Here is a 23,326-nt window from a genome sequence, read left to right as displayed (position 1 = left end):
TGAAGTTAGAATTTCTAATAATGTAGTGGGAATTCTCCTCTTGCCAGTAATTTATAGAGAACCTTTCCTGTTTATTTTTGTTTTAATATTCGCCACAACTAACAATAGTAAAGGCAGCAATAAAAAGAAAGTTAATGAATAGGGAGTCCACACCTCAAATGTAAATTCTCTAAAATAAACAATATTGGGCTAAAAAATCTAATAGAAAAGAGAGAATGGTAACAATCCAGGCATCCCTTCCTGCAGCAGCACCAAAACCATATATGATAGTGGTCCCTATTTGAAAAAAAACAGTTAATACAAAAAGTTGGTATAGTGATATTTGCTCCATAAAAAAAGAATCTATCTTAACAAAATAAATTCTTTTCTAGCATCAAGGTAGTATTTCAAATTTAATGTAATTCTAGACTTGATCTCACCTCTTCTTCCATTAAAAAGCTAATGAAATATTGTTCATAAGCACTTAATATATTTCCAAAGTAAAAAAAGTCTGTTTACCATATAGAAATAGAACAGACGTGTCTTAATATTGGTACCTTAATTTAACTGCTATAAGCATACAAATCATCCAAATTTTTCCTTCAATTTTTCAAATTCAACTAACAGGCCACCCACATTATCTTTATATAATAGTTGTTCTTTAATTAATCTTGTATATGTTCTACTAATGGACCCTCGTGAGGCTCCCACCATTTTTGCTAAATCAGTAGTAGTAAACTGGGGCTTCAGATGACATTGACCGTTTTGGGTGATTTCCCCGTACCTTTCACACAATCGTAATAGTAATTTCACAATTTGCATATTCCTTTCAAGGAGAACCTGCTCCTCAAGACGGGTTTGGAGATCAATAATTCGTTCATTCATTACACTAAATAGCTTAATTAAAACATTCGGGTTATCTAATATTAATGATTCGAAGTCATGCACTCCAATCGAACCTATTATTGAATCTTCTAAGGCCTCGGCATTTGCCGGAAAAGTAACTTCTCTGGAGAAACCCTCCAATGGGAAAATATCACCTTTCTGCATAATCCAGACAATTTGCTCTTTTCCACAGGAATCCTTGTTAAAAATTTTAACCTTCCCTCTTATTATGAAATAGATTTCATTGAGTGACGTACCTTTTGAAAAAATTTGTCCGTGATTTTTGTATTGTCTTACACGAATGATATTTAAGAGATGTGTTAATGCATTTTCATTCAATTCTTTTATTATAGGAAAATTTTTAATACTATCTTTCAAAAAGCTCATTTCAAAACCTCCCCTATCTATCATCGTGATTTATGCACAGTTTCTGCAAAATGATAATTCCAATGTACCTCATACCCTTGCCGGTATTCCGTGATTAAAATCACAAAAATTGTGTATGTTCTTTGTACATTTCGTGTTGATTTTGTGAGGAAAATTTTAATTTTTAACGAGATTTTTGTGAGTAAATTATGAACTCTAAATTTTTTGGAAGAATAAAGGCAATAAAAAGAACCTGAAATGGTTTTTTATTTCAGGTTCCAACAATACTTACTAAATTATAAGATTACTCCTGCAAAGCTTCCTCTTAATACTTGTTTCTCATATTGGTTTGCACATTGAAAAGATGCCATAATAGATATTCTGTTATTATCCTGCCTTTCAAACTTCTCAATCGTTACTTCACATCTAATTGTATCACCAGTAAATACGGGTCTTAAAAACTCAAAATTCATCGTTCGGGCCAGTACATTATGATCTCCACCGACTTTTGTTGGTAATGTAGCGGTCAACAACCCCTGAATAACAAGTCTTCCCTGTTCATCAGGAGTAACATGGTGAGTGCCTTCATCACCTGAAACCGTAGTAAATAATTTGACATCATCTGCCGTGAAAGTCCGTTCGAATGCTATAATATCGCCAACTTTTAAAGACACTGGTATCCCCCCTAATTCAATTGCTAAAAATCATAAGTGAACGATCGCTCAGTTATATTATAAATAATATTCCCAATATTTAAAACAGATCGCCGCCGTTATTTAATAAATGTTTCCGTTCAAATAAAACAATCTTTTTTATATAATTGAAGTAAAGTAAATTTGACTTCGTGGAAAATGGGGAAGCAATTTTGAAAACAATTAATCTAGTTTCTTTAATAAGCGCTAAAGAAGATTTAGATGCAATAAACTTTGCCAAATACATTGAACAATTCGGTATTAATCCAAGAATACGTACAAGTGAGATTAAAGATATAAAGGCTTTAGTTGGGGAATTTAGAAAACGGGATGATAAATTTGATATTTTTAACGATTATTATGTCGGATTTATGATAAAACAAATAGGAAAAGAATTTGACCTACTCAGAATCGGTAAGAACAGTATTATTAACATTGAATTAAAGCTAATAAGTACTGAGGAAAAAATTAAAAAGCAGCTTGTTCAAAACCGACACTATTTAAAATTTCTTGATGTGGATGTTTTTAATTTCACCTACATTTCATCAACCCAAAAACTTTATTGCCTAGTCGGTCCTGATAGCATTGAAGAAATAGGATTTGAGATTTTAATTGAAAAATTAAAAGAACAAAAAATTAAAGAGATTGAAGATCTTAATGAGGTATTTGACCCGACGCATTATTTAATTTCTCCATTTACTGAAGCTTTTATCGAAGATAAGTATTTTCTCAGTGCCCAGCAAAACACATATAAAAGGGATATCATTAATTTAACACCGACTGACCAAACAATTTTTGTATCCATTAAAGGTGGAACTGGTACTGGAAAAACACTGTTAACCTATGATATCGCTAAAGAATATATGAGACAATCGAAAAAGGTGCTTATTTTTAATTGCGGGAAGTTAAATGATGGACACGAAAGACTAAAAACACAGTATTATTGGCCAATTGAAGCTATTAGTAATTTTAATGAAGGCAATAGCCTAGAAATGGATATTCAACAATATGAATTAATCATATTCGATGAAGCCCAACGAATGTATAAGAACAAATTTTTGAAATTAACGAATATGATCAAACAGTTTAAGATAAAATGTATTTTTTCCTATGATCCTGACCAATGCCTAACGGAGCTTGAGATTGAAAATAATATTCCTAAATTAATAGAGGAAAATTTGAATCCGCACCAATATGAATTGACCACGATTATTAGGCACAACAAAGAAATACATGCATTTATTAATAATTTATTTGATTTGTCAAAGCATGCGAATGTCGATAATTATTCGGATGTCAGTATTCAATATTTTTCCTCGAAAAGCGCGACAACAAGCTACTTGCAATTATTACAACAAGAGGGATGGAAAGTGATCGATTACACCGAGGAACAATATATTGAAAATCCTGATAATGATCATAAAATTACAGCAAGAGCAAAATATCAATATGGAACTGGACAGGAACTTGATCATGTTGTTGCCGTCATTGACGAATACTTTTATTACAAACGAAACCACAAACTGGCCACGAATGATATCGAAAAACAAACTTTTTATCAGCCAATTAAAATGCTGTATCAAAACATAAGTCGAACAAAAAAGAAGTTGCATATTGTGGTTCACAACAATTCTGATGTTTTAGATAAAATCTTAAAGATTTTAAACTAAATAAGAGCCTAAATCCATTGCTATCAAAGGGTTTAGGCTCTTTAAAATTAAAACATTCATAGATTACAAGATATCCATCCAAATTTTCACTGCCGTGGCGAATATTAGGATTGCTAAAATTACTTGCAGAATTTTTGTATTCACCTTTTTTCCCGCCATTGCCCCAAGTGGTGATGCTATTAAACTGGCAATGACCATGATTAGTGCCGGAAAGTATTCCACCTGTCCTGTTGTCAGTTTTCCCACAGTCGAACCAATCGATGATATAAAGGTGATCGCCAATGAAGAAGCAATCGTCATACGTGTTGGAATCTTTAACACTACAAGCATAATTGGTACTAATAAAAAAGCTCCTGCCGCACCAACAATGCCCGCTCCAATTCCGACAATAAAAGCTAATGAAGCTGCAATCCATTTATTAAATTTCACTTGATCAAGTGGAATGTCATCAAGGCCCTTCTTCGGAATAAACATCATCACCGCTGCAATAGCTGCTAAGATTCCGTAGATGACATTAATTCCGCCCTCAGACATTAGCTTTGATCCATAGCCACCGATAAAACTTCCAACTAAAATACTAATCCCCATATAGGCAATCAATGTTTTATTTAAATAGCCACCTTTTCGGTAAGCCCATACTCCGCCAATTGTTGCAAAAAACACTTGGACTGCACTAATTCCAGAGACTTCATGTGCACTAAATGCCGCGAGACCAAATAATGGCGGGATATATAAAAGCATCGGATATTTAATGATAGAACCGCCTATGCCAAGCATTCCGGAAATATAGGAACCAATAAAGCCAATTAAAAAGATCGTAATAATAAATGCAAAATCCATGAATTTCCCTCCTCCCCTATTAAGGAAAGGGATCTAAACTAGATCCCTTTTTTGTCACTTTATTCTGCGTGGTGAACAGCACAACGGTTTGGACCAATTTCCAGTTCCTGCATTTTTTCAACGTCTGCTGACACCATGCCACGGTTAATAGAGACAATTTCTTCAAAATTAGGAGGTTTTACTGAACTTGCTGATTTTTCAACTTGGTCAAGGAATTCCTCTTCACTCGTATTAAACATCTTCTCGTTACGCTTCCGAATATCGCCAAGAGTCGCCCCAATAAAACCAGAGGCATTCATTTCATCATCCAAGCTAGCATAATGACCCGGAAGTACAATCACATCATCCGCAATCTCTGATACCTTAGAATAAACAGTATTATATAAGTCCTTTGCCCATTCTCTTACCTTATTACCAAGGTCAGGACGTCCTAAGCCGCTCACAAAAATCGTATCCCCAGAGAATAATAACTTGTTGTTTACAAAGAACGATACACTTCCCGGTGTATGCCCGGGTGTTTTTACTGCTAGCACTTCTAGTGTAACGTTGTTAAATACAATCTTTTCATGATCCTCTAAAGGAATGAAATCAAATGTTGCTCCTTCACTTTTCATCAGGTAGTAGTCTGCACCTGTCATATCAGCAAGCATTTTACCACCTGAAATATGGTCTGCGTGAAGGTGGGAATCAACGATATGCTTTACCTTCGCTCCCGCTTCCAGAGCAGCAGCTTCATATTGTTCTACAAATCTTGCCGGATCCACAATAAGAGCTTCCCCATCAGAAACAACCATATAAGAAAGACAGCCTTTACCTACACGTACAAATTGGTACACCGTAATGTCTTGGTCTTCATAAACCTTTGTTTTGTGTAAAAATTCACTCCATGACTTCATTCCGCCCTCTAGAATAGAGGAACTAATACCAGCTTCATCTAAAAACTCTGCCACCATCATCGATGAACCTTCTTTTGCACAGACTACTAATATTTCCTTATCTGTTGGAAGCTTATCTTGGATCGGCTCAATCCCATCAATTAATTCGAAGTAAGGAATATTTAAATATTCAAAGTTCTCCCCTTCAATTTTCCAATCATTAAAATCAGTTTCATTACGAACATCCAAGATAAATAGACTTTCTTTATTTAATACTTTTTCAGTGATTTGTTTTGCAGTCAAAATATTTACAGTCATCAACTTACCCCCAAAGGTATTATTGTTTGTAAAAAAATTTGTTGATTTAGAACGTCAACGTAATATCTGCATCTTTTGCATACTCTAAAAATGTTACCGCCCCACCAATATCAATGCCATCAACAAAGGCTTCTTTCTCTAGACCCATTACATCAATCGTCATTTGGCAACCGATAAATCTTACGCCCATTTCCTGCGCCATCTCTACTAATTCTGGAATGGCCGGTACGTTAGCTTTTGCAAATCCTTCTGCAAAATGTTCTTTTCCCTCAGGCATCGGAAGTTGTTTGTATGCTTCCTTATGAATTAAATTTAATCCTTCGAACGTAAAGAAAATCGCTACTTCCATATCTGTTGCTGCTGCTGCTGTTGCGATATTAAATACCTTATATGCATCAAATACTCCACCATTACTTGCAATAATTGCTACCTTTTTAGTCATTTTAAATTCCTCCTAAATTGTATAGTTATTTATTTAATCCTGTCGTTTTACCAGTCCACTGACTCATTCCTGGAACGACATTAAAAACTTTACTAAATCCATTTTCATCAAGCTTCTGAGCAGCTAAGTCACTGCGGTTTCCTGTACGGCAAATGACATAAATCTCATTATCTTTATTTAGTTCTCCCATGCGACCCTCAAGATCACCTAACGGAATTGAAATAGCCTCAGGAATATGGTTAAAAGCGAACTCTGCTGTTTCTCTTACATCAAGAACAACAATTTTGTCATTGTCTTTTAATTTGATTTCAAGTTCATCATTATTAATAACGTTTGGATGATTTTTTTCGAGCATATCGTCATTCGAAGATTTCCGAATATAATGCTTCAATACATTTTCTTCTTCGACTGTACCTAAATATTGGTGGCCGGTGCTCTCAGACCAAGCTTTAATATCGGCTTTTGAGCCTTTATCAGTCGCTTGGATTTCTAACACAAGACCAGCCTCAAGATCATTCATTGCTTTTTTTGTTTTTACAATTGGCATTGGACATGATAATCCTTTTGCATCCACTACTACATTTGCTTTTATACTATTCATTACAAACCTCCATGTGGTGATATCACTATTAATATATACTTACAGGTATAGGTATTTATAACTGTAAAAAAATTATTCTACAGAGCCTTCCCAAGCGAGCATTCCACTGGTCATGTTTTTCACCTTAAACCCATAGCTTTCAAGAAATTGTGTTGCACGACCACTTCGAGCACCAGATCGGCACACGATAATATAGTCTTTTGTTTTATCTAACTCATTCATGCGAAACTCGATTAACCCTAAGGGTATATTTACTGCACCAGGAATTTTCCCAGCTTCCACTTCATCAGCTTCGCGAACATCAATTAGATTTAGAGTTTTTCCCTCTTTAATTAGTTCTTCTACTTGTTTAGCAGTTATCACATTCATCGTTTTGAGCCTCCAATTAGTCTAATTGTGATTACCTTTTTTAATACAAAACTTTAAAACCTCATTACTGCGATTAATATTCCTAACAATATTCATTTTATACCCTATACGGTATTTAGTCAACATATCTATATAAAAAATATAATAAAAATAACAATGTTTTGGGATGGTCAATATTCGATTTGTTATCTGAATATTAAAAGTTTCCTGGTAGTTTAATCATACTTAATCGTTACATTATAAGCAGAGAATAACCATTATTCTACCCTTTTTTTAGGAAGGATTTTTAAATGGATGAAGTTTTAAAATTTTTCTTAATTTATCTATAATTTCTATTCCATTTATACCCTGTTAGGTATATAATATTATAAAATACACTAGCAGGTATGTAAAGGGGGATAAAAATGGCGAACGTTGTCATTTTGGGAGCAGGTTTTGCTGGACAAACAGCGGCATTGTATTTAAGAAAAAAATTAACCAAGGATCATCAAGTAACCGTAATCAATCCATGGCCTAGATTCACATATATACCCTCCTTAGTATGGGTTGGAGTTGGCCAAATGCAGCCGGAAAAAACAATGTTTGAACTAGCTCCTATATTAAAAAAGAAAGGAATAAAATTCATTCAAGCCTGGGCGAGAGAAATTCATCCCGATGAACAATACGTGGTTACTGAGTCAAAAGATGGGACAAAGCAAACAGTAAATTATGATTATTTAATCAACGCAACAGGACCACACTTAAACTTTGAAGGAACTGAAGGCTTAGGACCGGACAATGGTTATTCCCATTCTATCTGTAATATTCATCATGCCAAAATGGCAAGAGATGCTTATTTAGACAAGGTTGAACGAATGAAAAAAGGTGAACATGTAAACATTCTAATCGGTACTGGGCACGGACAAGCTACATGCCAAGGGGCTGCATTAGAATATATAACAAATATTCATAGCGATCTTGTTAAAAGAAGACTTAGAGACAAGGCCAAAATTATGTGGATTTCAAATGAACCAGCATTAGGAGATTTAGGTGTTGGTGGTATCCATGCGCAAAAATATGGGTACGTCATGAAATCCGAAGCATTCCTCAAATCACTTTTTGCTGAACAAGGGATTTATTTTCAAGTTCAAACAGCCGTGAAAAAAGTAGAACAAGGAAAAGTGACTTGGGAAAACTACGAGGGCGAAGAGGGGGAAACAGAATTTGACTTTGCTATGCTAATCCCTCAATTTCTTGGAACAAAAATAAAATATATTAATAAAAATGGCGAAGATGTTACATCTAAACTTACAAACCCTGGAGGCTTTATGTTGGTAGATGGCGGTTATGGTAAGCAATGGAATGAAATGAAAGCTTCTGATTGGCCTTCCACATACCAATCACCATTTTATCCAAATATATTTGCTGCTGGGATTGCTTTCGCTCCGCCGGGGTCCATTTCAAAGCCACATGTAACGAAAAATGGAACAGTGATTACTGCAACTGCCCCGCGTACGGGGATGGCTGCTGGTATTATCGGCCGTGTAGTAGCTTTTAATATCATCGATATGATTGAAGGCAAAGCCCCATCCCATTATGAATCTATGGCAGAAATGCCAGGTGCATGTATTGCTTCTTTAGGAAAATCAATATGGAACGGTTCAGCTTCAACAATCTTAATGTACCCGGTTGCTCCAGACTACGAAAAGTATCCTGAGTACGGACGAAACCTTAAAGTTTGTGATTTAGAAGTGGGACTTGCTGGCGCATGGATTAAGCGTTCTTTACACACAGCATTCTTATATAAAATGAAAGGAAACTTAGGTTGGAGTATGATACCTGAATAAAGTGAAAGGAAGATGATTTATGCAACTGATTAATGAAATGAAACCGACAAGAAGAACATTGTTCATAAGGCAATGTAAAATTTATCAACTATTTAGGTTTTTATCGTTAACTCTTAAAGTCTTAAAAGTGGCCTTATTCCCTCCACATGATTCACGTCATTAGGAAGTTATAAATAAAGTGCCTACATTAGAAAAGTTGGCTAATGTAAGCACTTTTTTTATAAAAAAATCTCTTATTTAATAGATAATGTCCTTCGCCAGCATGTTCAATTAGGATAGATTCGAAATAACTTGCGCAATTAGTACAATAAATATTAGGGGCAATGCAATTTGAACCCATTTCATTTGAATCTTTGGAATTAGTTTGATCCCAATATGGGAACCGACGATTGAACCAATTGCTATTGGAATGGCAACTGCCCAATCTACGATCCCTTGAAAAAAATACCACCAAAAAGCTCCAAAGCAACTGGAGAATATTACAATTCTAGAAAATTCAACGGCTTTATAATAACTGAATTGCTTTTTTAAATAATATGTAATACTCATTGAAGCCGACCCAGGTCCAAACCCTCCATCATAAATACTTATAATAAATGGAATAATCCGATTGATTTTTTGTTCCTTATCTTGTTTTACTAAATTATTAATATATTTTCTACTTAATAAAACGGTTATTAGAGCTATAACCAATAAAAAGCATGCCACTATATTCATTACGTTTTCCGATAGTAGTGTGGCTAAAAAAGCTCCAAAAATACCACCGCAAATAGCAATGATGATGATACCAATTGTCTTTTTAAATGATATTTCTTTTTTTACAAAAAAGGTCATCACATTCGTAAACGCAGATAGTCCTGTTGCAAACTTATTGACAGCTACACTCGTATGGATTGGTATGCCAACCAAGAGCATGGCTGGAAGGGTTACAAGACCCGCAGCCCCAAACAAAGCCCCTACCATTGATGCAACGACACCTATACCGAATAATGTGACAGCCTCAAACGAAAATAAAGAAAAGATTAATTCACTCACCTAAACTCCCCCCTATTTCTAAATTAGCTGTATACTATTGATAAAACAAATATATATTTTTCTATTTTTCATAAATAATTTTTATATAAGGGGTATAACATGAATTTACATGCACTTAAAATTTTTATAATCGTAGCAAAACATAAAAGTATCACTCTAGCAGCAAACGAACTTTTAATCAGCCAACCGGCTGTAACGATCCAGATTCGCAATTTGGAAAAAGAATTAAATTTAAAACTGATCGAGGGAAGAGGAAGGGGAATCCAATTAACATTAGCTGGTGAATTTATATATGAACAGGGCCAAAGATTATTTCGATTAGAACAAAATATCGAGAACAAAATTAGTGATTTTAAAGAAAGAAATATCCAATTGAATATTTCTTCCTCCTACATCCCAATCAACTATGTTTTACCTCCTTTGCTGGCACAATACAAACTGCTACATCCCCATATTTTTATTAATGTTGCACTTGGAAATGTAGCGAATGTAGAAAAACAAGTTCTAAATTACGAATCAGATATTGGTTTTGTTGTTAGAAGCAACGCAGGACACGAAGACCTACTATTCGATGAATTAATGACCATTCCTTTTTGGTTCATCGTCCATCCTGATCATCATTTGGCAAATAAAATGATAAAATTAGGAGACTTATCAAGTGAACAGATTATTTTTCGTGAAAGAGGAAGCTCAACACGTGACTTACTTGAAGCTATTTTTTATTCTAACAATTGTTCTCTACCGCCTATTGGAATCCAATTACAAGGGCTTCATGAATCTATTAAAGCTGTTGAAGCTGGTTATGGCGCAACACTTGCCCCTTCCTTTAGTGTGAGTAACGAAATTAAAGATAAAAAGATCGCTCGTGTATGGGTTGAAGGGATCGAGATCATTCAAAGTCTCTATATTTGCACACGAAAAATGGAAGTAAAGACAGAACCTTTTATTACATTTATCAAAGAGAAACTGAATGAAAACAGGAAAGTACTCTAAAACAAAAACAAGCCCAGAGTAGGGCTTGTTTTTAGCTAAGTCAACTGCATTGTTGTAATACAAGTATTGTCTCCTTCAAACGTTGAAATCTCCGATTCCGCTATTTTCCCATCGTACTCAATTTTTACTTGATACGTTTTGTCACGTGGTAACCAGAAATCCATGAATCCGTTGGCTTGGGATTTCATTGTCTGATCAAGGATCACGTTGCCTTCTTCATCTTCAATATATACAGCAAACTCTTTATCTACCAATTCACCTTGACAACCTGTCAAGCTATGGTTGCTTCAAGGATGGGTCTGATCGAAGTATGGAGCGATGGAAACAAAAAATTCATCTTCTGGTAATTCATATGTTAACTCACTTTTGTCGCTGTTCCTTACAATAAGTTGATGAGAAGTGATTGATGCAGATTGATCTGGAATATTACCCACACTATAATCATGTACCAATTCCTTAATATTTTGTACTTCGTTTTCCTGCGTCGCACTATTTTGGACAGTACTAGGTGATGGTTCTTGATTTGAGCTACATGCTGAGATTACTAGTGTCGACAGTAAAATTGCAGCAAATGCTTTTCTTTTCATATCTATTAAAACTCCTTTTTGTTATTTACCTATATAGTACCTTTTTTATGTGCAGAAACTTTGCAGATACTATTATTTATTGTGACAAAATTTCTAACTTATTCCCATTTATATCCTAGACCCCATACTGTTTTTAAATGATCCTCAATCGGAAATCCAGCTTTTCTACATTTATCACGGATATTTCGAATATGGGAATCCACCGTTCTTCCTTCAGTATTCGATTCTAATCCCCATATACTTTCTATCAGCTTTTCGCGACTAAAAACCGTTTTCTTATTATGTATTAATAGACCAATCATCTCAAACTCTTTCGGTGTTAGATTGATAGCTTCATCATTATATGTTAGTTCATGACTGCCCTCATCCCAAATCAAGCCGTTTTCTTCTATCTTGCTTGGCGGACTAACTCTTCTTAGTAATGCATGAATGCGTGCTAATAGTATCTCTTCCTCAAACGGCTTCGTTATATAATCATCGGCCCCAATTCCAAGTCCTTTTACCATATCGGAACTTTGATCCCTTGCTGTCAACATGATAATCGGGACATTTGAAAAACCTCGAATTAATTTAGCAGTTGCCCAACCATCAATTTCTGGCATCATAATATCAAGTAAAACTAAATCGACCTCATGATCCACTAGGAAATTAATTGCTTCATATCCACTTGTCTTCGTAATACATTCAAAGCCATGCGGCTCTAAATACAGTTTTAATAATTGCAACATCCTGACTTCATCATCTACTACTAATAATCTTTTCAATTTGCACCACCGTCCTTTAAATGAATAGTAAAGGTTGTACCTACGTTAACTTTACTTCTTACTGAAATTTCACCACCATGGCCTTCAATAATTTTTTTCACAATTGCAAGCCCTAGTCCGCTTCCTCCGGTTGAACGAGATCTAGATTTCTCTACTCTATACAGTCGATCCCAAATATTAGGAAGATCTTTTTCAGAAATCCCTTCTCCCTCGTCAGAAACAGTAATGGTCGTTCCATTTTTATTTTGATTGACTTCAACTGTTACGGTAGTATTAGCTGGTGAATACTTTAAAGCATTATCCAACAGGTTACTTATAACTTGTCTAAACCGTTCCGCATCTATTGATACACGAATATTGGCTGCACACTTAATTTGCAATATAATATTGGCCTCGTTAAAAGCGGGCTGGAATTTCTGGCTAATTTTTTCTAAAAAGTCATTCAACATGACTGATCGTCTATGAATAGTAAATTGATTTTCATCCATCTTTGCCAGCTCAAATAAATCATTTATTAAGGCAACGACATTTTCGGCTTCTTCTTTGATAATGGCTAGATATTCGTTCCGTTGTTCATTTGTAAGATTCGGTCTTTTTGCAATATCTGCATAACCCTTTAAATAGGTTAACGGTGTTTTAAGGTCATGGGAAATACTTGATAAAAATTCATTTCGATCTTTTTTAAGACGCTCAAGATTATCGGATAGCAATTGAATCGAACGGGCTAGATCTCCCAATTCATCATCACGTTTTGTATTTAACTCATTTTCATGATTTCCCTGACTAATTTGCTCTGTTACCCTTTTCATCTCAAGTAATGGAGAAACAATAAATTTGGATAAAAGGAAGATTGTAATCAAAGTTATAAATATTGAAATCACACCAACTAATATAAATTGATTGGTTAATTGGTGGATCATATTGCGGATAGGCACAGTCTCTAGGAACATAAATACAAATCCAACAACCTTTTTATTTACAACAATCGGGCTGACAGTCGCCATATATTTTTCCGTTTTCCATCTGTCTTCTAATAATTCTCCATGATGTGTAAAATGATGTGCTTTACTATTATTTATCAGTTCTTGCATTCCGTCTGTTATTTCATTGGACGATTTAATAACTTTATTATTTTCATCGGTAATAACAACATCTGTTGCAGCTTCCGTTTCCATTAATGCCACATGCTCTATTGTCGATTCTTGAAAGTTCTTTTCCAACACATTCCGATGAGTTGTTCCCCTAGCAAGCAGATTTCCTGTTTCACTTTGAATTCTTTCACTTATAATCCCTTGGTATAAAAAGAAGAAAAGCATCGTTTCAATTAACAATATAAAAATAAAAAACAACAATCCTAACCGGATAGATAGTTTGTTCATTGTATTCTCCTTAAAGAAGATAGCTGTATTTAAAACCAATAAGTAATCGTATCTAATGTGCCCAGAACAATCATGATCCAACCGGATACCTTTTGAATGATTGCCCCAACTTTTCGTCCCTTCTTTTTCATGTTGGAACCACTAATGCCGAAATACCAAATTAAGAAAATAGCAATAATTAATGGTAAAGATGTTCCTATTGCAAAAACGCTCGGTAAAATGACTCCGTAAGATGCTGAAAAAACAATAGGCATTAAAGTTACAAAAAACAAGAGAAACATAGTTGGACAAAACCCTAGAGAAAACCCAACACCTAAAAAGAATGCACCTAATTTTCCTTCTTTTAATCTTTCAGGAACTTCCCCTAAAGTAATAAACCAAGTCATCTTAATGATCCCAATCATAAAAAGGCCAATTAAAATGAGAAAAGGCCCTACTGTTTTACGAATCCATGGAAAAAATAATGGTAATAAATCTTGAAATTCTCTCCCCAGCAGCCACACTAACAACCCTAAACTTGAAAAGACAACCATCTTTCCCATGGTAAACCAAATAATATGGAGCCATGGAATCTTGTTCTGTAGTGAACGGTTTCCATATATCGTAATGGCCCCTAGATTTCCTGTAAATTGACAAGGTGCAACCGCTCCAACTACCCCCAAGAACAATGCAGCAAGTATCGGTGTCCCTTCAAATCCATACGCTAACCGCATAAATGGTTGACTTAAAAGGTTGCTAATTTGACTAAAAATCTCGTACATTATTATATTCACCTCTACCCATGCTTTTTATTTTAGCAAAAAATAAGAGGTGCCCTCTCATTTTAATAAAGTTTGTTTTAAGTGCTCGAATTCATCTTCGGTAATTTCTCCCCTAGCCAAGCGTTCTTTGAGAATATTAATATGTGATCCGCCCTTCGTGTCTTTACCGTTCTGCAATGTTTTTAAGAAATAGACCCCAAGAAAAATCAATAATCCCCAAAAAATAAACATACCTAGCATCATCATTCCGCCTCCTTGAAATCCTAGACAATGATCAAACCAGTTCATCATTATTTTCCGTCTCCTTCCCTTTGATGATGTATTTCCGAGAAATTATTCCCATATATATCCTAGTTCTCACATCAAACTTTAGCCTAAGTGGGAGAAACTATATTACCATAAGTATAGGAGAAAAGTTTGCAGAAACTTTCGAGAAAGATTAGAAAAAGGCCACTATTTATTAATAGGGACCCTCGTTTAAGATACTCTTACTTTTTATGCAATAAATAAATCTACTGATTATGTTGCTCCGTATTCGAATGGTCTACACCTTTAGTCGGGGTATCACTTATTGCTGTATAGGCATAATATGAGCCTACAACCACGATAAAATATAGAATAGCTGAAAGCGCCCATTTTTTCATAACACGTTTCCCCCCTAAAGTTTTACTTTTTGCAAGCGAAGAGCGTTCAATACAACAGATACAGAACTGAATGCCATTGCAGCACCTGCTAGCCATGGAGCCAGAAATCCAACCGCTGCAATCGGTATTCCAATTGTGTTATAAGCAAGCGCCCAAAAAAGGTTTTGCTTAATATTTTTCATCGTTTTATGACTCATCAAGATAGAATCAGGAATACTATTTAAATCTCCACGAATTAAGGTAATATCTGCTGCCTCCATCGCAACATCTGTACCAGTTCCAATAGCCATACCGATATCCGCAGTCGCAAGTGCTGGAGCATCATTGATACCGTCCCCAACCATGGCAACTTTCTTTCCTTGTTGTTGTAGTTTTTTCACTTCTTCAACTTTACCTTCCGGTAGCACCTCTGCAATTACATGATCTACCCCCGCTTGTTTGGCAATTGCACTTGCTGTTTGTTTGTTATCTCCTGTTATCATAATGACTTCAAGTCCCATATCTTTCATACGCTTGATGGCAGAGGTTGAAGTTTCTTTAATAGTGTCAGCAACCGCAACAAGTCCAGCATATGTGCCATCAACAGCAGCTAACATAGCAGTCTTACCTTGTTTTTCAAGACTTTCCATTTTCTCGATCACATGATCTATTGCAATATTGTATTTCTTCATAAGTCGGCGTGTACCGACCAGAACTTCTTTTCCATTTACATTAGCTTTAATACCATAGCCTGGAATAGCCTCAAAATCCATAACATCTTTCAAATGAATGGACCTTTCTTTAATTCCTTCAACTATTGCCTGAGCCAATGGATGTTCAGATTGCTTTTCAGCTGATCCTACTAAGGATAAGAATTCTTCTTCGTTTCTATCAGTTATTACATCTGTTAGAACCGGAGTACCGTTTGTTATCGTTCCTGTCTTATCTAAAACAACAGTATTTATTTGGTGTGTCATCTCAAGGTGCTCCCCACCTTTAAAAAGAATCCCATATTCCGCGGAACGACCTGAGCCAGCCATGATAGATGTTGGAGTAGCAAGGCCGAGTGCACACGGGCATGCAATAACTAGAACAGCTATTAAATTTTCTAAAGCCTCGGCAAAGTTCCCCGGATCTACCCAAAAATACCAAACTAAAAACGTAATAACCGCAATTCCCACAACTATTGGAACAAATATTCCCGATATGGAATCAGCTAACCGCTGGATCGGTGCCTTTGATCCTTGGGCTTCTTCCACTATTTTTATTATTTGGGATAGGGCTGTTTCTTTTCCAACTTTAGTAGCTTTTATTTTTAAGAATCCATTTTTATTAATAGTTGCACCAATGACAGTATCTCCAACCGTTTTATCAATCGGCACACTTTCACCTGTGATCATTGATTCATCCAGCGCAGAACTACCTTCGATGATTTCCCCATCAACAGGTATTTTCTCTCCCGGTTTGACTAATAAAATATCACCGGAAGTAACTTCCTCCAGTGGGATAATAAGCTCTTCCCCGTTACGAAGAACGGTTGCGTTCTTAGCTTGTAAGCCCATCAGTTTCTTTATCGCTTCAGAAGATCTACCTTTTGCTTTCGCTTCAAACAATTTACCTAAAATAATTAAAGTGATTAAAACGGCACTTGTTTCAAAATAAAGCCCTACTGAATGAGCATTACTTCCAAGCGTTTGAATAGCTAAATAAACACTGTAAAAATAGGCAGCAGATGTACCTAATGCTACTAGAACATCCATATTTGCACTTTTATTTTTCAATGCTTTATAAGCACCCACATAGAATTGCTTACCAATAAAAAATTGAACTGGTGTAGCTAAGGCCATTTGAACCCAAGGATTCATAAAAGCATCCGGCACATAGATAAAGGATGTAAAACTAAAATGGCCTACCATGGCCCAAAGAAGAGGCAGCGATAAAATTGCTGAAAAAATAAATTTCCCTTGCTGTTTTTCAATCTCTTTTTGACGGTGATCCGTAGCATCGTTTTCATTATCGTCACTTTTTATGATAGCACCATAGCCTAAGGCTTCCACCTTTTGAATTAAATCGTTGGTTGCAATGATGGATGGATTGAATACTACAGATGCTTTTTCTAAGGCTAGATTGACATTAGCCTCAAGAACACCATCCATTTTGTTAATACCCTTTTCGATTCTTGTAGCACAGGCCGCGCATGTCATTCCTGTAATAACCAATTCCTTTTTTTCGGTCACGATGTCGTACCCTAGATCTCTCACTTTTTTCTGTATATCAGAAGGGGTCATGACTGTAGAATCAAATTTCACCATCGCTTTTTCTAAAGCTAAATTAACATTCGCGTCTTCAACACCATTCATTTTCTTTAGCCCTTTTTCAATTCGAGTTGCACAGGCAGCACATGTCATCCCAGTAATTTGAAATTGACTTTCTATTAATTTCTCACTCATATTAACACCTCATACCTATATAGGGTATATTTTATCTTAAAAAAGAGAGCGTGCTTCTTAGCACGGCTCTTGCTGATTACTTTACATCGTAACCTTGATCATCGATAGTTTCTTTAATTGTATCAATTGTCACTACATCCTTATTAAACTCAACATCAACTGTACCATTTTCAAGATGAACTTTTACGTTAGAAACGCCATTTAAAGCTCCAACACTTCCTTCAACGGCTTTCACACAATGACCACATGACATTCCTTGTACATTTAAAGTTACTTTTTCCATATTTACGTCTCCTTTATTTTTTCATTAATTTTTGAATTGTAACAAGCACTTCATCTAGGACTTCCATATCTCCTTCTTGAATTCGATCAACAACACATTCCTTCATGTGTGCTTCAAGAAGTAATTTAGCGACACTATTTAAAGCAGCTTGGGTGGCTGATATTTGTGTAATAACATCATCACAATATGCATCCTTTTCAATTAATCCTTTTATGCCTCGAACTTGACCTTCAATCCGATTAAGTCGGGATACTAAATTCTTTTTTGCTTTCTCGGAATGATGACTCTTTCGCTCATTTGAATGGGAGCAACAATTATCCTCAAACAATTCATCGTTTTCGAATTCAGATTCCATCTCACTTCCCCTCCTTATTCACATTATAGGATACCATAGTACCCTATGTAAAGTGTTTTGTGCAAAATTTTTACACTGTTTAGAGACTAACTTTTTTTGTCTTTATCCATTTGATTAACGGCTTCTTGATGTGTATGGTACATATACGTACCGGGATGTGTTGCGTTGAATTCCGTGCCAGTGAGTAGGTACAGGAGCAAGAAGCTCATTTTTTAATGTGATTTTGACCTTTTCAATTTTCACAAATAAATTCTATATGGGCGATAAAAAAGGTGACATTCCTATATAACTGATGAAGGATGTCACCTTTTTTGCTTATTTATTAAAATAGTATTATATTTTTTTCCATTTAGATGAAATTTCGATTCCTGCATCTAAAAACAAATTAAATACTGGGCATCGTCTTTCAACTTCCATTTTTAGTTTTCCAATTGCTTCTTCCGATTCATTTGTATCTATTTTTACCGTTAAACGTATTTTCTGAAAATGTGGAGTTACGCCTTCTTCACCCATCAAACCTCTAATATCAATAATCCCTGTTGTTTCAAATTCAATCCCTGAGAAAGTAAAACCCTGTTCATTTGCAATTAAAGGAATCATTACACCCTTACATCCATTTAGTGCTGCGACAACAAATTCCATAGGATTAGGTCCAACATTAGTGCCTCCTAATTCAACCGGTTCATCCATAAGAAAAGGTTCAAATTCTCTAATATGATGGTTTGTTTTTACTCCTTCTTCCCATTTCCCAACAGCTGATACTTTCATCAAAGTATTTGTTTCATTCATTATAAGTACCTCATTCCAAGTATTATTATAGGATTATACAACTTTTACCATCTTATGTAAAATACTTTTTTGAATGTTCACAGTTTTAGTTTTAGTGGTGAAAAACGTAAAAAGCTATATCCCCAATTTGTAACCACTTAGAAATCTACACTTTTTGATTGGACTTCCTTTACTAAAGCACCTATTTAGCTGAGTAACTTCCAGATTCTTATAAGAGTAAAAATAAGTCAAAAAACACCATCGGTTAATTAAATATCATTAATCTAAGTCCAAATATCAAATATTCTGTTTATTGTCTCACCAACCACTACATTCGGTATGCCAAATGCAATCAATTTATATTTTAGGCGATTTCTCCCTTTGTAATCTGCATGATCATGATTATTTCTAATCTCGTTATAACGATAAAAACAACCCATTCCTATTTGTATATAAAAAGCTATAACTAAACTAATTAATCCTACAATTAGATTAAAAAAAACTAAAAACTCTACATAGCCTGTTACCCAAACAGCTATTATTGAAATAAAAACCAGTAATAATCCTGATAAAAACCATTTTCTCATATCATAACATCCCCCCCTAAACAATTTTATATTACCATAAGACCCATCCTATTGAATTATGGTGCAGTTAGTGGAACAAGGGATACAATTATTTGGTTAGGATAAGCCATCATTAGTTCAGCAATTTTAAAGCCAAAAATGCTTAAACTCCAAAAAGGGATGTCCAGATTAGCTTGCTGAATATCCCTTTTACTTCAAAATTCTAAGCTGGCAGACAAAATCAATTCGACCTCCGTTCCTTCTTTCTCTTTACTTTTTATTTTAATTTCACCTTTATGCAGTTTTATGATGCTTTTCGCAATATAGAGTCCTAAGCCGGAACCTCCAGTTTCCCTGCTCCTTGCCTTATCCACCCGGTAAAAGCGTTCAAAAATATTCTTAATTTCCTCCTGAATGAACTACAATCTATTTAAATCGATTAATCAATGGGCAGGTCATCACCCTTTTTTAGATGGACTAATGGTCGGTGTGACAAACAACGCGTTGCTCATCTATGCCGTTGTCTAGGTGCTCATTTGGGTTTTCGGAAAAGATCAGTATAAACAAACAGTCGTTTACGCTACGATTACCGGTGTTCTTGGATTACTCATTAACTTCGTCATTGGACATATTTATTTTGAATCTCGCCCTTTTGTCACACATAAGGTCAATTTATTATTGACCCATGCGGCAGACGCTTCGTTTCCAAGTGACCATACAACCGGTGCCTTTGCTTTAGCAGTGGCAGTTCTATTTGTTCATCTTTCGAGTCAGTGTTTTGTGCCAAGACTAACCTTTTTAGATTTTATCTTCCACAAATAATAAAAAACAAATAATAGTACAATGAACAAAATTAAATAAAGACTGTATTTGGTTACATACATTTCTACTTGTCCCCAATTTTCCCCTAGTTTTCTTCCTAAAGTGATAAAGGTAAACGTCCAAACGAATGCCCCACTATACGCATATACAATGAATTTTCTAAAAGGATAGTTATTTATTGCGGCCATATAAGCCGCAAGATGCCGCACTCCAGGAATAAAATAGCCAATGAATAAAACTGTAGGCCCGATTTTCCGAAATAAATTCTTTGTCAAATTGATTTTAGATTCAGTAATATGAAATTTAGGTCCATATTTCTTCAACAATGGTAATCCAAACCTGTAACCAATATAGTAACTAAGTGAAATTCCTCCTGCAGCACCTGAAAACGCGCTTAACAAAGACAGGATGAATTTTAAATTACCCTGAAAGACATTATAGCCAACGTATGTTAATAGAACCTCATCAGGTATCGGAAGACCCACAATACCGCCAATTAACACTACAATGATTCCTATATATCCAAAATGCTCAATTAGGAAATTTATATGTTGCATCATTATTTCCCACCTAAGTATTAAAGTTTTTTAACTCTAATGGGAGTCACCATTAAAATAGCAAGGACTAAGGTGATCCATGCATTGCTGTATGAAAAGAATCCCATTGCAGCGAGCGGTAGTCCAGCAGCAGGAATAGGCAATCCTCTAAAATATCCAATTGTTGGTTTAACATTAAACCTTGCTAACCTTAACGCCCCCATTATTGGAAAAAGGATAAATGCCAAGGAAGTTAAAATAGATGGCTCTGCTATTGCATGAAATACAAGTGCTGGAGCAACACCAAAACTAACAATATCAGCCAAGGAATCCAATTGAACACCTAGTTCACTGTTAACTTTTAACCCTCTAGCAATTCTTCCGTCAAGAAGATCAAAAATAGCTGAAAAGAAAATGAGGATGCATGCTACTTCTAAAAAGCCACTCATAATACAGGTAATGGAAAGAACACCACACAATAAATTTCCCATTGTAAATAAATTAGGTATTGCTTTTGCTACTTGACTGAACAAAATACTCCTCCTAACTTTGATGCTTCGACATTTAATTAGTTTTTGTTCCTTATGGTTTTCTTATTAATATGTCTTTCCTGGTATTGCTGATAAAACCATATTGCAGTGGTTAACCATAATACACTGAGGAAGTACCCTGCTAATATATCGCTTGGATAATGAACTCCAAGATTAAGACACCTCATTATCATTTACCTTTTTTTCGCATTAACCTATTGAACTTTGTTCCAATATGCTTTTGCTTCTTCTTCAAGCACTTTTAATCTTTTATAATAATCAGGAAACTCGTTAAGGTGAGCCAATGCGATTTTCCCAGTTATTATAGGGTCATCCCCAGTAACATTGGTTTGGCTTGATTGATTTCCATGTTCAAGCTCAATATTTACTCCCATCCAAAATTCATTTAAATCAAACTTACTTTTAGTAAAATCAATACCTAAAAGTAAAGCTATTGCTGCCGCTTCCTCTTTAGAAAAGCTAGTTCTAGCCCTGTTCCATTTATTTGTTGGAGTATTATTAGAATAAATCCTTGGTGGATATTGGTTAACCAGATTTCTATTGGTTTGATGAGTAGTATCCATACCGTAGTTAGAATTAACGAAACGATTCATATACGGATTATTAGAGTAGTACATCATAATCCACTCCTATAAAGTTATTACCAATAATATATGTTAACTACACTTTAAAGAAACATTCAAATTATAATTTTTACTTTCTGCTTATGATACCTTGCTATAATAATTTTAATGATACAACTTTGAGACACTAATATAGAACATTTTATGAATATATAATTGTTCTATATATGTTTTGACCGCATATGTTAGTGTCAACAAAGAATGATATCCTATTTAAACTTAAAATGGGGGATGAAGAATGCCGTCCAGTTATTCAAAATGGTACACAAATGAAAGGGATACCTATCTTGGTGCAATTTATCACTCTTTAGAAAAAGGAATGGCTGCTAAAGAAGTTGTATGTTCCATTACCACCGGTTTTCGGTCGGTGCCTTCCATCAGAACTGCTCCGGGACTTAATCCCTACCACGCAACAGTTGCTGATATTGGATACGGGTTTGATGCGATTAATGGAACGATCAATAGGATACTAACTGGCGAATCGATTTCAATGGCTAAGGAAATGCTTGTTTTTGACCTTGACACATTAAGAATTAGCGAGGCACAAATCCTCCCAAATTTTGAATTAGCCGTAAAAGGTGCATCTCCAGATACCAACTATTTAGTAGAACAAAGTCGTTATTTAAACTCTCAAATTTCTATAAGAATCAATAAATCTATAAGAATTGGTAAGGAGCTTTTTGGAGCCGAGTGGGAGTCTATCCGTTCAAAGGTGGAAAATATCCAAGCTGTTCCACGTCTATAAAAAGTGGTAAAGCCATATACCATTTTCCATTACTATTTGTGCCGCCTACGGTAGCGGCAAATGGAGGTTATCATGTATAATCCTAATTCACACAAAATGACCCTTAGTAATGAAGAATACTTTCATTTATTAGAATGGTGGAAAACAATGGAGTCCGGAAAACCTGTCATTCAGCGACTTGTATCGTTAGTAAGTGAATTACGGATACACCCGGAGGCTAGTCATGCAGGAGGGATTATTCTTTTTTACCGTGCAATATCTGAGGTTTCTTATGGTTATGCAGGCGTAAGAGGCTGTATACGTAGGGCATTTACAGATGAATATGGCCACTCACTCAGAACCAATATGGGTATGTGTCATAGATTTGCCCATCGATTTTCGATAGATAGTAAAGTACTTCTCGCTCGTTTAGAAAAAGAAATTTCCGGACGAAATGCTCTTCTTCTAATTAACCGAATAAAAGAAGTATTAAATGAAAACGATAGAATACTAGAGGAAATAGAAAATAAAGCCAACACTTTTTTTGGAAAAGAAACTTTTCAGTCCTTAAAAAAAGAAATATCACAAGCAAATATGGTACCGAAAATTAGATAATATTACTACTTATAAGAAAAGGTATTAC

Annotated in this window: 29 protein-coding genes and 1 pseudogene; 5 read left to right on the top strand and 25 right to left on the bottom strand. The window is 35.2% G+C overall.

What is annotated here, in order from left to right; genetic code table 11:
- Positions 1-169: 169 nt before the first annotated feature.
- The 3 genes from BAZO_RS23465 to BAZO_RS17315 all read right to left on the bottom strand — a co-directional run bounded on the left by BAZO_RS23465 (position 170) and on the right by BAZO_RS17315 (position 1,904).
- Positions 170-331 carry a GerAB/ArcD/ProY family transporter gene (locus BAZO_RS23465; protein WP_157382163.1) on the bottom strand — a complete coding sequence of 54 codons (162 nt, stop codon included), beginning with the start codon at positions 329-331 and terminating at the stop codon, positions 170-172.
- Between the two features lie 233 nt (positions 332-564).
- Positions 565-1,251, bottom strand: coding sequence for a Crp/Fnr family transcriptional regulator (locus tag BAZO_RS17320; RefSeq protein ID WP_004432182.1), 687 nt, complete (start codon positions 1,249-1,251; stop codon positions 565-567).
- Between the two features lie 275 nt (positions 1,252-1,526).
- Positions 1,527-1,904, bottom strand: a complete 378-nt coding sequence (locus BAZO_RS17315) for a hotdog domain-containing protein (protein WP_004432177.1) — start codon at positions 1,902-1,904, stop codon at positions 1,527-1,529.
- Between the two features lie 191 nt (positions 1,905-2,095).
- Between BAZO_RS17315 and BAZO_RS17310 the strand changes: the two genes are divergently transcribed.
- Positions 2,096-3,592, top strand: coding sequence for a DNA/RNA helicase domain-containing protein (locus tag BAZO_RS17310; RefSeq protein ID WP_035196787.1), 1,497 nt, complete (start codon positions 2,096-2,098; stop codon positions 3,590-3,592).
- Between the two features lie 63 nt (positions 3,593-3,655).
- Here BAZO_RS17310 and BAZO_RS17305 read toward each other — a convergent pair whose 3' ends face one another.
- The 5 genes from BAZO_RS17305 to BAZO_RS17285 form a co-directional block, all read right to left on the bottom strand.
- Positions 3,656-4,432: a sulfite exporter TauE/SafE family protein gene (locus tag BAZO_RS17305; RefSeq protein WP_004432171.1), complete on the bottom strand. Its 777-nt coding sequence runs from the start codon at positions 4,430-4,432 to the stop codon at positions 3,656-3,658.
- Positions 4,433-4,491: 59 nt separating this feature from the next.
- A complete protein-coding gene (locus BAZO_RS17300) occupies positions 4,492-5,625 on the bottom strand; it encodes an MBL fold metallo-hydrolase (RefSeq protein ID WP_004432168.1) in 1,134 nt (377 codons plus the stop codon).
- Positions 5,626-5,671: 46 nt separating this feature from the next.
- On the bottom strand, positions 5,672-6,067 hold the full coding sequence (locus tag BAZO_RS17295) for a DsrE/DsrF/DrsH-like family protein (RefSeq protein WP_004432166.1): 396 nt from the start codon (positions 6,065-6,067) through the stop codon (positions 5,672-5,674).
- A gap of 25 nt (positions 6,068-6,092) precedes the next feature.
- Positions 6,093-6,668 (bottom strand): sulfurtransferase TusA family protein, encoded by a 576-nt coding sequence (locus BAZO_RS17290; RefSeq protein ID WP_004432165.1) that lies wholly within the window; start codon positions 6,666-6,668, stop codon positions 6,093-6,095.
- A 72-nt stretch (positions 6,669-6,740) separates the two neighbouring features.
- Positions 6,741-7,037: a rhodanese-like domain-containing protein gene (locus tag BAZO_RS17285; protein ID WP_004432164.1), complete on the bottom strand. Its 297-nt coding sequence runs from the start codon at positions 7,035-7,037 to the stop codon at positions 6,741-6,743.
- Positions 7,038-7,441: 404 nt separating this feature from the next.
- On the opposite strand from BAZO_RS17285, the gene BAZO_RS17280 reads away from it, so the two are divergent.
- Positions 7,442-8,863 carry an NAD(P)/FAD-dependent oxidoreductase gene (locus BAZO_RS17280; protein WP_004432163.1) on the top strand — a complete coding sequence of 474 codons (1,422 nt, stop codon included), beginning with the start codon at positions 7,442-7,444 and terminating at the stop codon, positions 8,861-8,863.
- Between the two features lie 270 nt (positions 8,864-9,133).
- Here BAZO_RS17280 and BAZO_RS17275 read toward each other — a convergent pair whose 3' ends face one another.
- Positions 9,134-9,898, bottom strand: a complete 765-nt coding sequence (locus tag BAZO_RS17275) for a sulfite exporter TauE/SafE family protein (RefSeq protein WP_004432162.1) — start codon at positions 9,896-9,898, stop codon at positions 9,134-9,136.
- Between the two features lie 99 nt (positions 9,899-9,997).
- Here BAZO_RS17275 and BAZO_RS17270 point away from each other — a divergent pair, with 99 nt between their 5' ends.
- Positions 9,998-10,891: a LysR family transcriptional regulator gene (locus BAZO_RS17270; RefSeq protein ID WP_004432161.1), complete on the top strand. Its 894-nt coding sequence runs from the start codon at positions 9,998-10,000 to the stop codon at positions 10,889-10,891.
- A 35-nt stretch (positions 10,892-10,926) separates the two neighbouring features.
- On the opposite strand, the gene BAZO_RS22785 is transcribed toward BAZO_RS17270, so the two are convergent.
- The 16 genes and pseudogenes from BAZO_RS22785 to BAZO_RS21325 all read right to left on the bottom strand — a co-directional run bounded on the left by BAZO_RS22785 (position 10,927) and on the right by BAZO_RS21325 (position 21,953).
- A complete protein-coding gene (locus tag BAZO_RS22785) occupies positions 10,927-11,478 on the bottom strand; it encodes a CueP family metal-binding protein (protein WP_211208565.1) in 552 nt (183 codons plus the stop codon).
- Positions 11,479-11,576: 98 nt separating this feature from the next.
- A complete protein-coding gene (locus BAZO_RS17255) occupies positions 11,577-12,242 on the bottom strand; it encodes a response regulator transcription factor (protein WP_004432160.1) in 666 nt (221 codons plus the stop codon).
- Positions 12,239-13,621 (bottom strand): sensor histidine kinase, encoded by a 1,383-nt coding sequence (locus BAZO_RS17250; RefSeq protein ID WP_004432159.1) that lies wholly within the window; start codon positions 13,619-13,621, stop codon positions 12,239-12,241. Before BAZO_RS17250 ends, BAZO_RS17255 begins: the two co-directional genes overlap by 4 nt.
- A 29-nt stretch (positions 13,622-13,650) precedes the next feature.
- Entirely contained in the window at positions 13,651-14,382 is a 732-nt protein-coding gene (locus BAZO_RS17245; protein ID WP_004432158.1) for an urease accessory protein UreH domain-containing protein, read from the bottom strand.
- Between the two features lie 57 nt (positions 14,383-14,439).
- The gene (locus BAZO_RS17240) at positions 14,440-14,673 is read right to left on the bottom strand and encodes an SHOCT domain-containing protein (protein WP_004432157.1); all 234 of its coding nucleotides are present in this window, start codon (positions 14,671-14,673) and stop codon (positions 14,440-14,442) included.
- Positions 14,674-14,894: 221 nt separating this feature from the next.
- Positions 14,895-15,026 (bottom strand): hypothetical protein, encoded by a 132-nt coding sequence (locus BAZO_RS23235; RefSeq protein ID WP_267880052.1) that lies wholly within the window; start codon positions 15,024-15,026, stop codon positions 14,895-14,897.
- 14 nt (positions 15,027-15,040) lie between these two features.
- Positions 15,041-17,455, bottom strand: a complete 2,415-nt coding sequence (locus tag BAZO_RS17235) for a heavy metal translocating P-type ATPase (RefSeq protein WP_004432156.1) — start codon at positions 17,453-17,455, stop codon at positions 15,041-15,043.
- Positions 17,456-17,531: 76 nt separating this feature from the next.
- Positions 17,532-17,738 (bottom strand): copper chaperone CopZ, encoded by a 207-nt coding sequence (copZ, locus tag BAZO_RS17230; RefSeq protein ID WP_004432155.1) that lies wholly within the window; start codon positions 17,736-17,738, stop codon positions 17,532-17,534.
- 13 nt (positions 17,739-17,751) lie between these two features.
- A complete protein-coding gene (locus tag BAZO_RS17225; protein ID WP_004432154.1) occupies positions 17,752-18,093 on the bottom strand; it encodes a metal-sensitive transcriptional regulator in 342 nt (113 codons plus the stop codon).
- Positions 18,094-18,194: 101 nt separating this feature from the next.
- Positions 18,195-18,333 (bottom strand): annotated as a pseudogene (locus BAZO_RS23525) (cupredoxin domain-containing protein); the annotation flags it as partial.
- A 93-nt stretch (positions 18,334-18,426) separates the two neighbouring features.
- Positions 18,427-18,882 (bottom strand): OsmC family protein, encoded by a 456-nt coding sequence (locus BAZO_RS17220; RefSeq protein WP_004432153.1) that lies wholly within the window; start codon positions 18,880-18,882, stop codon positions 18,427-18,429.
- Positions 18,883-19,145: 263 nt separating this feature from the next.
- Complete coding sequence (locus BAZO_RS17215; protein ID WP_004432151.1) at positions 19,146-19,448, bottom strand: hypothetical protein; 303 nt, start codon at positions 19,446-19,448, stop codon at positions 19,146-19,148.
- Positions 19,449-19,642: 194 nt separating this feature from the next.
- Positions 19,643-19,831, bottom strand: a complete 189-nt coding sequence (locus tag BAZO_RS21915; RefSeq protein ID WP_407697183.1) for an ATP-binding protein — start codon at positions 19,829-19,831, stop codon at positions 19,643-19,645.
- 366 nt (positions 19,832-20,197) lie between these two features.
- Positions 20,198-20,809 (bottom strand): DedA family protein, encoded by a 612-nt coding sequence (locus BAZO_RS17210; RefSeq protein WP_039957662.1) that lies wholly within the window; start codon positions 20,807-20,809, stop codon positions 20,198-20,200.
- Positions 20,810-20,826: 17 nt separating this feature from the next.
- The gene (pssA, locus tag BAZO_RS17205; RefSeq protein ID WP_004432147.1) at positions 20,827-21,318 is read right to left on the bottom strand and encodes a CDP-diacylglycerol--serine O-phosphatidyltransferase; all 492 of its coding nucleotides are present in this window, start codon (positions 21,316-21,318) and stop codon (positions 20,827-20,829) included.
- A 212-nt stretch (positions 21,319-21,530) separates the two neighbouring features.
- Positions 21,531-21,953: a DUF5661 family protein gene (locus BAZO_RS21325; RefSeq protein ID WP_004432146.1), complete on the bottom strand. Its 423-nt coding sequence runs from the start codon at positions 21,951-21,953 to the stop codon at positions 21,531-21,533.
- A gap of 244 nt (positions 21,954-22,197) precedes the next feature.
- Between BAZO_RS21325 and BAZO_RS17195 the strand changes: the two genes are divergently transcribed.
- A complete protein-coding gene (locus BAZO_RS17195) occupies positions 22,198-22,704 on the top strand; it encodes a hypothetical protein (RefSeq protein WP_004432145.1) in 507 nt (168 codons plus the stop codon).
- A gap of 72 nt (positions 22,705-22,776) precedes the next feature.
- Positions 22,777-23,298, top strand: a complete 522-nt coding sequence (locus tag BAZO_RS17190; protein ID WP_004432144.1) for a hypothetical protein — start codon at positions 22,777-22,779, stop codon at positions 23,296-23,298.
- Positions 23,299-23,326: the final 28 nt, after the last annotated feature.

Origin of the sequence: Schinkia azotoformans LMG 9581 (assembly GCF_000307855.1) — a bacterium.
Classification (GTDB): domain Bacteria; phylum Bacillota; class Bacilli; order Bacillales; family Bacillaceae_J; genus Schinkia; species Schinkia azotoformans.
Note: the sequence above shows the minus strand (reverse complement) of the source record. Positions and strands in the feature narration are given on the sequence as shown.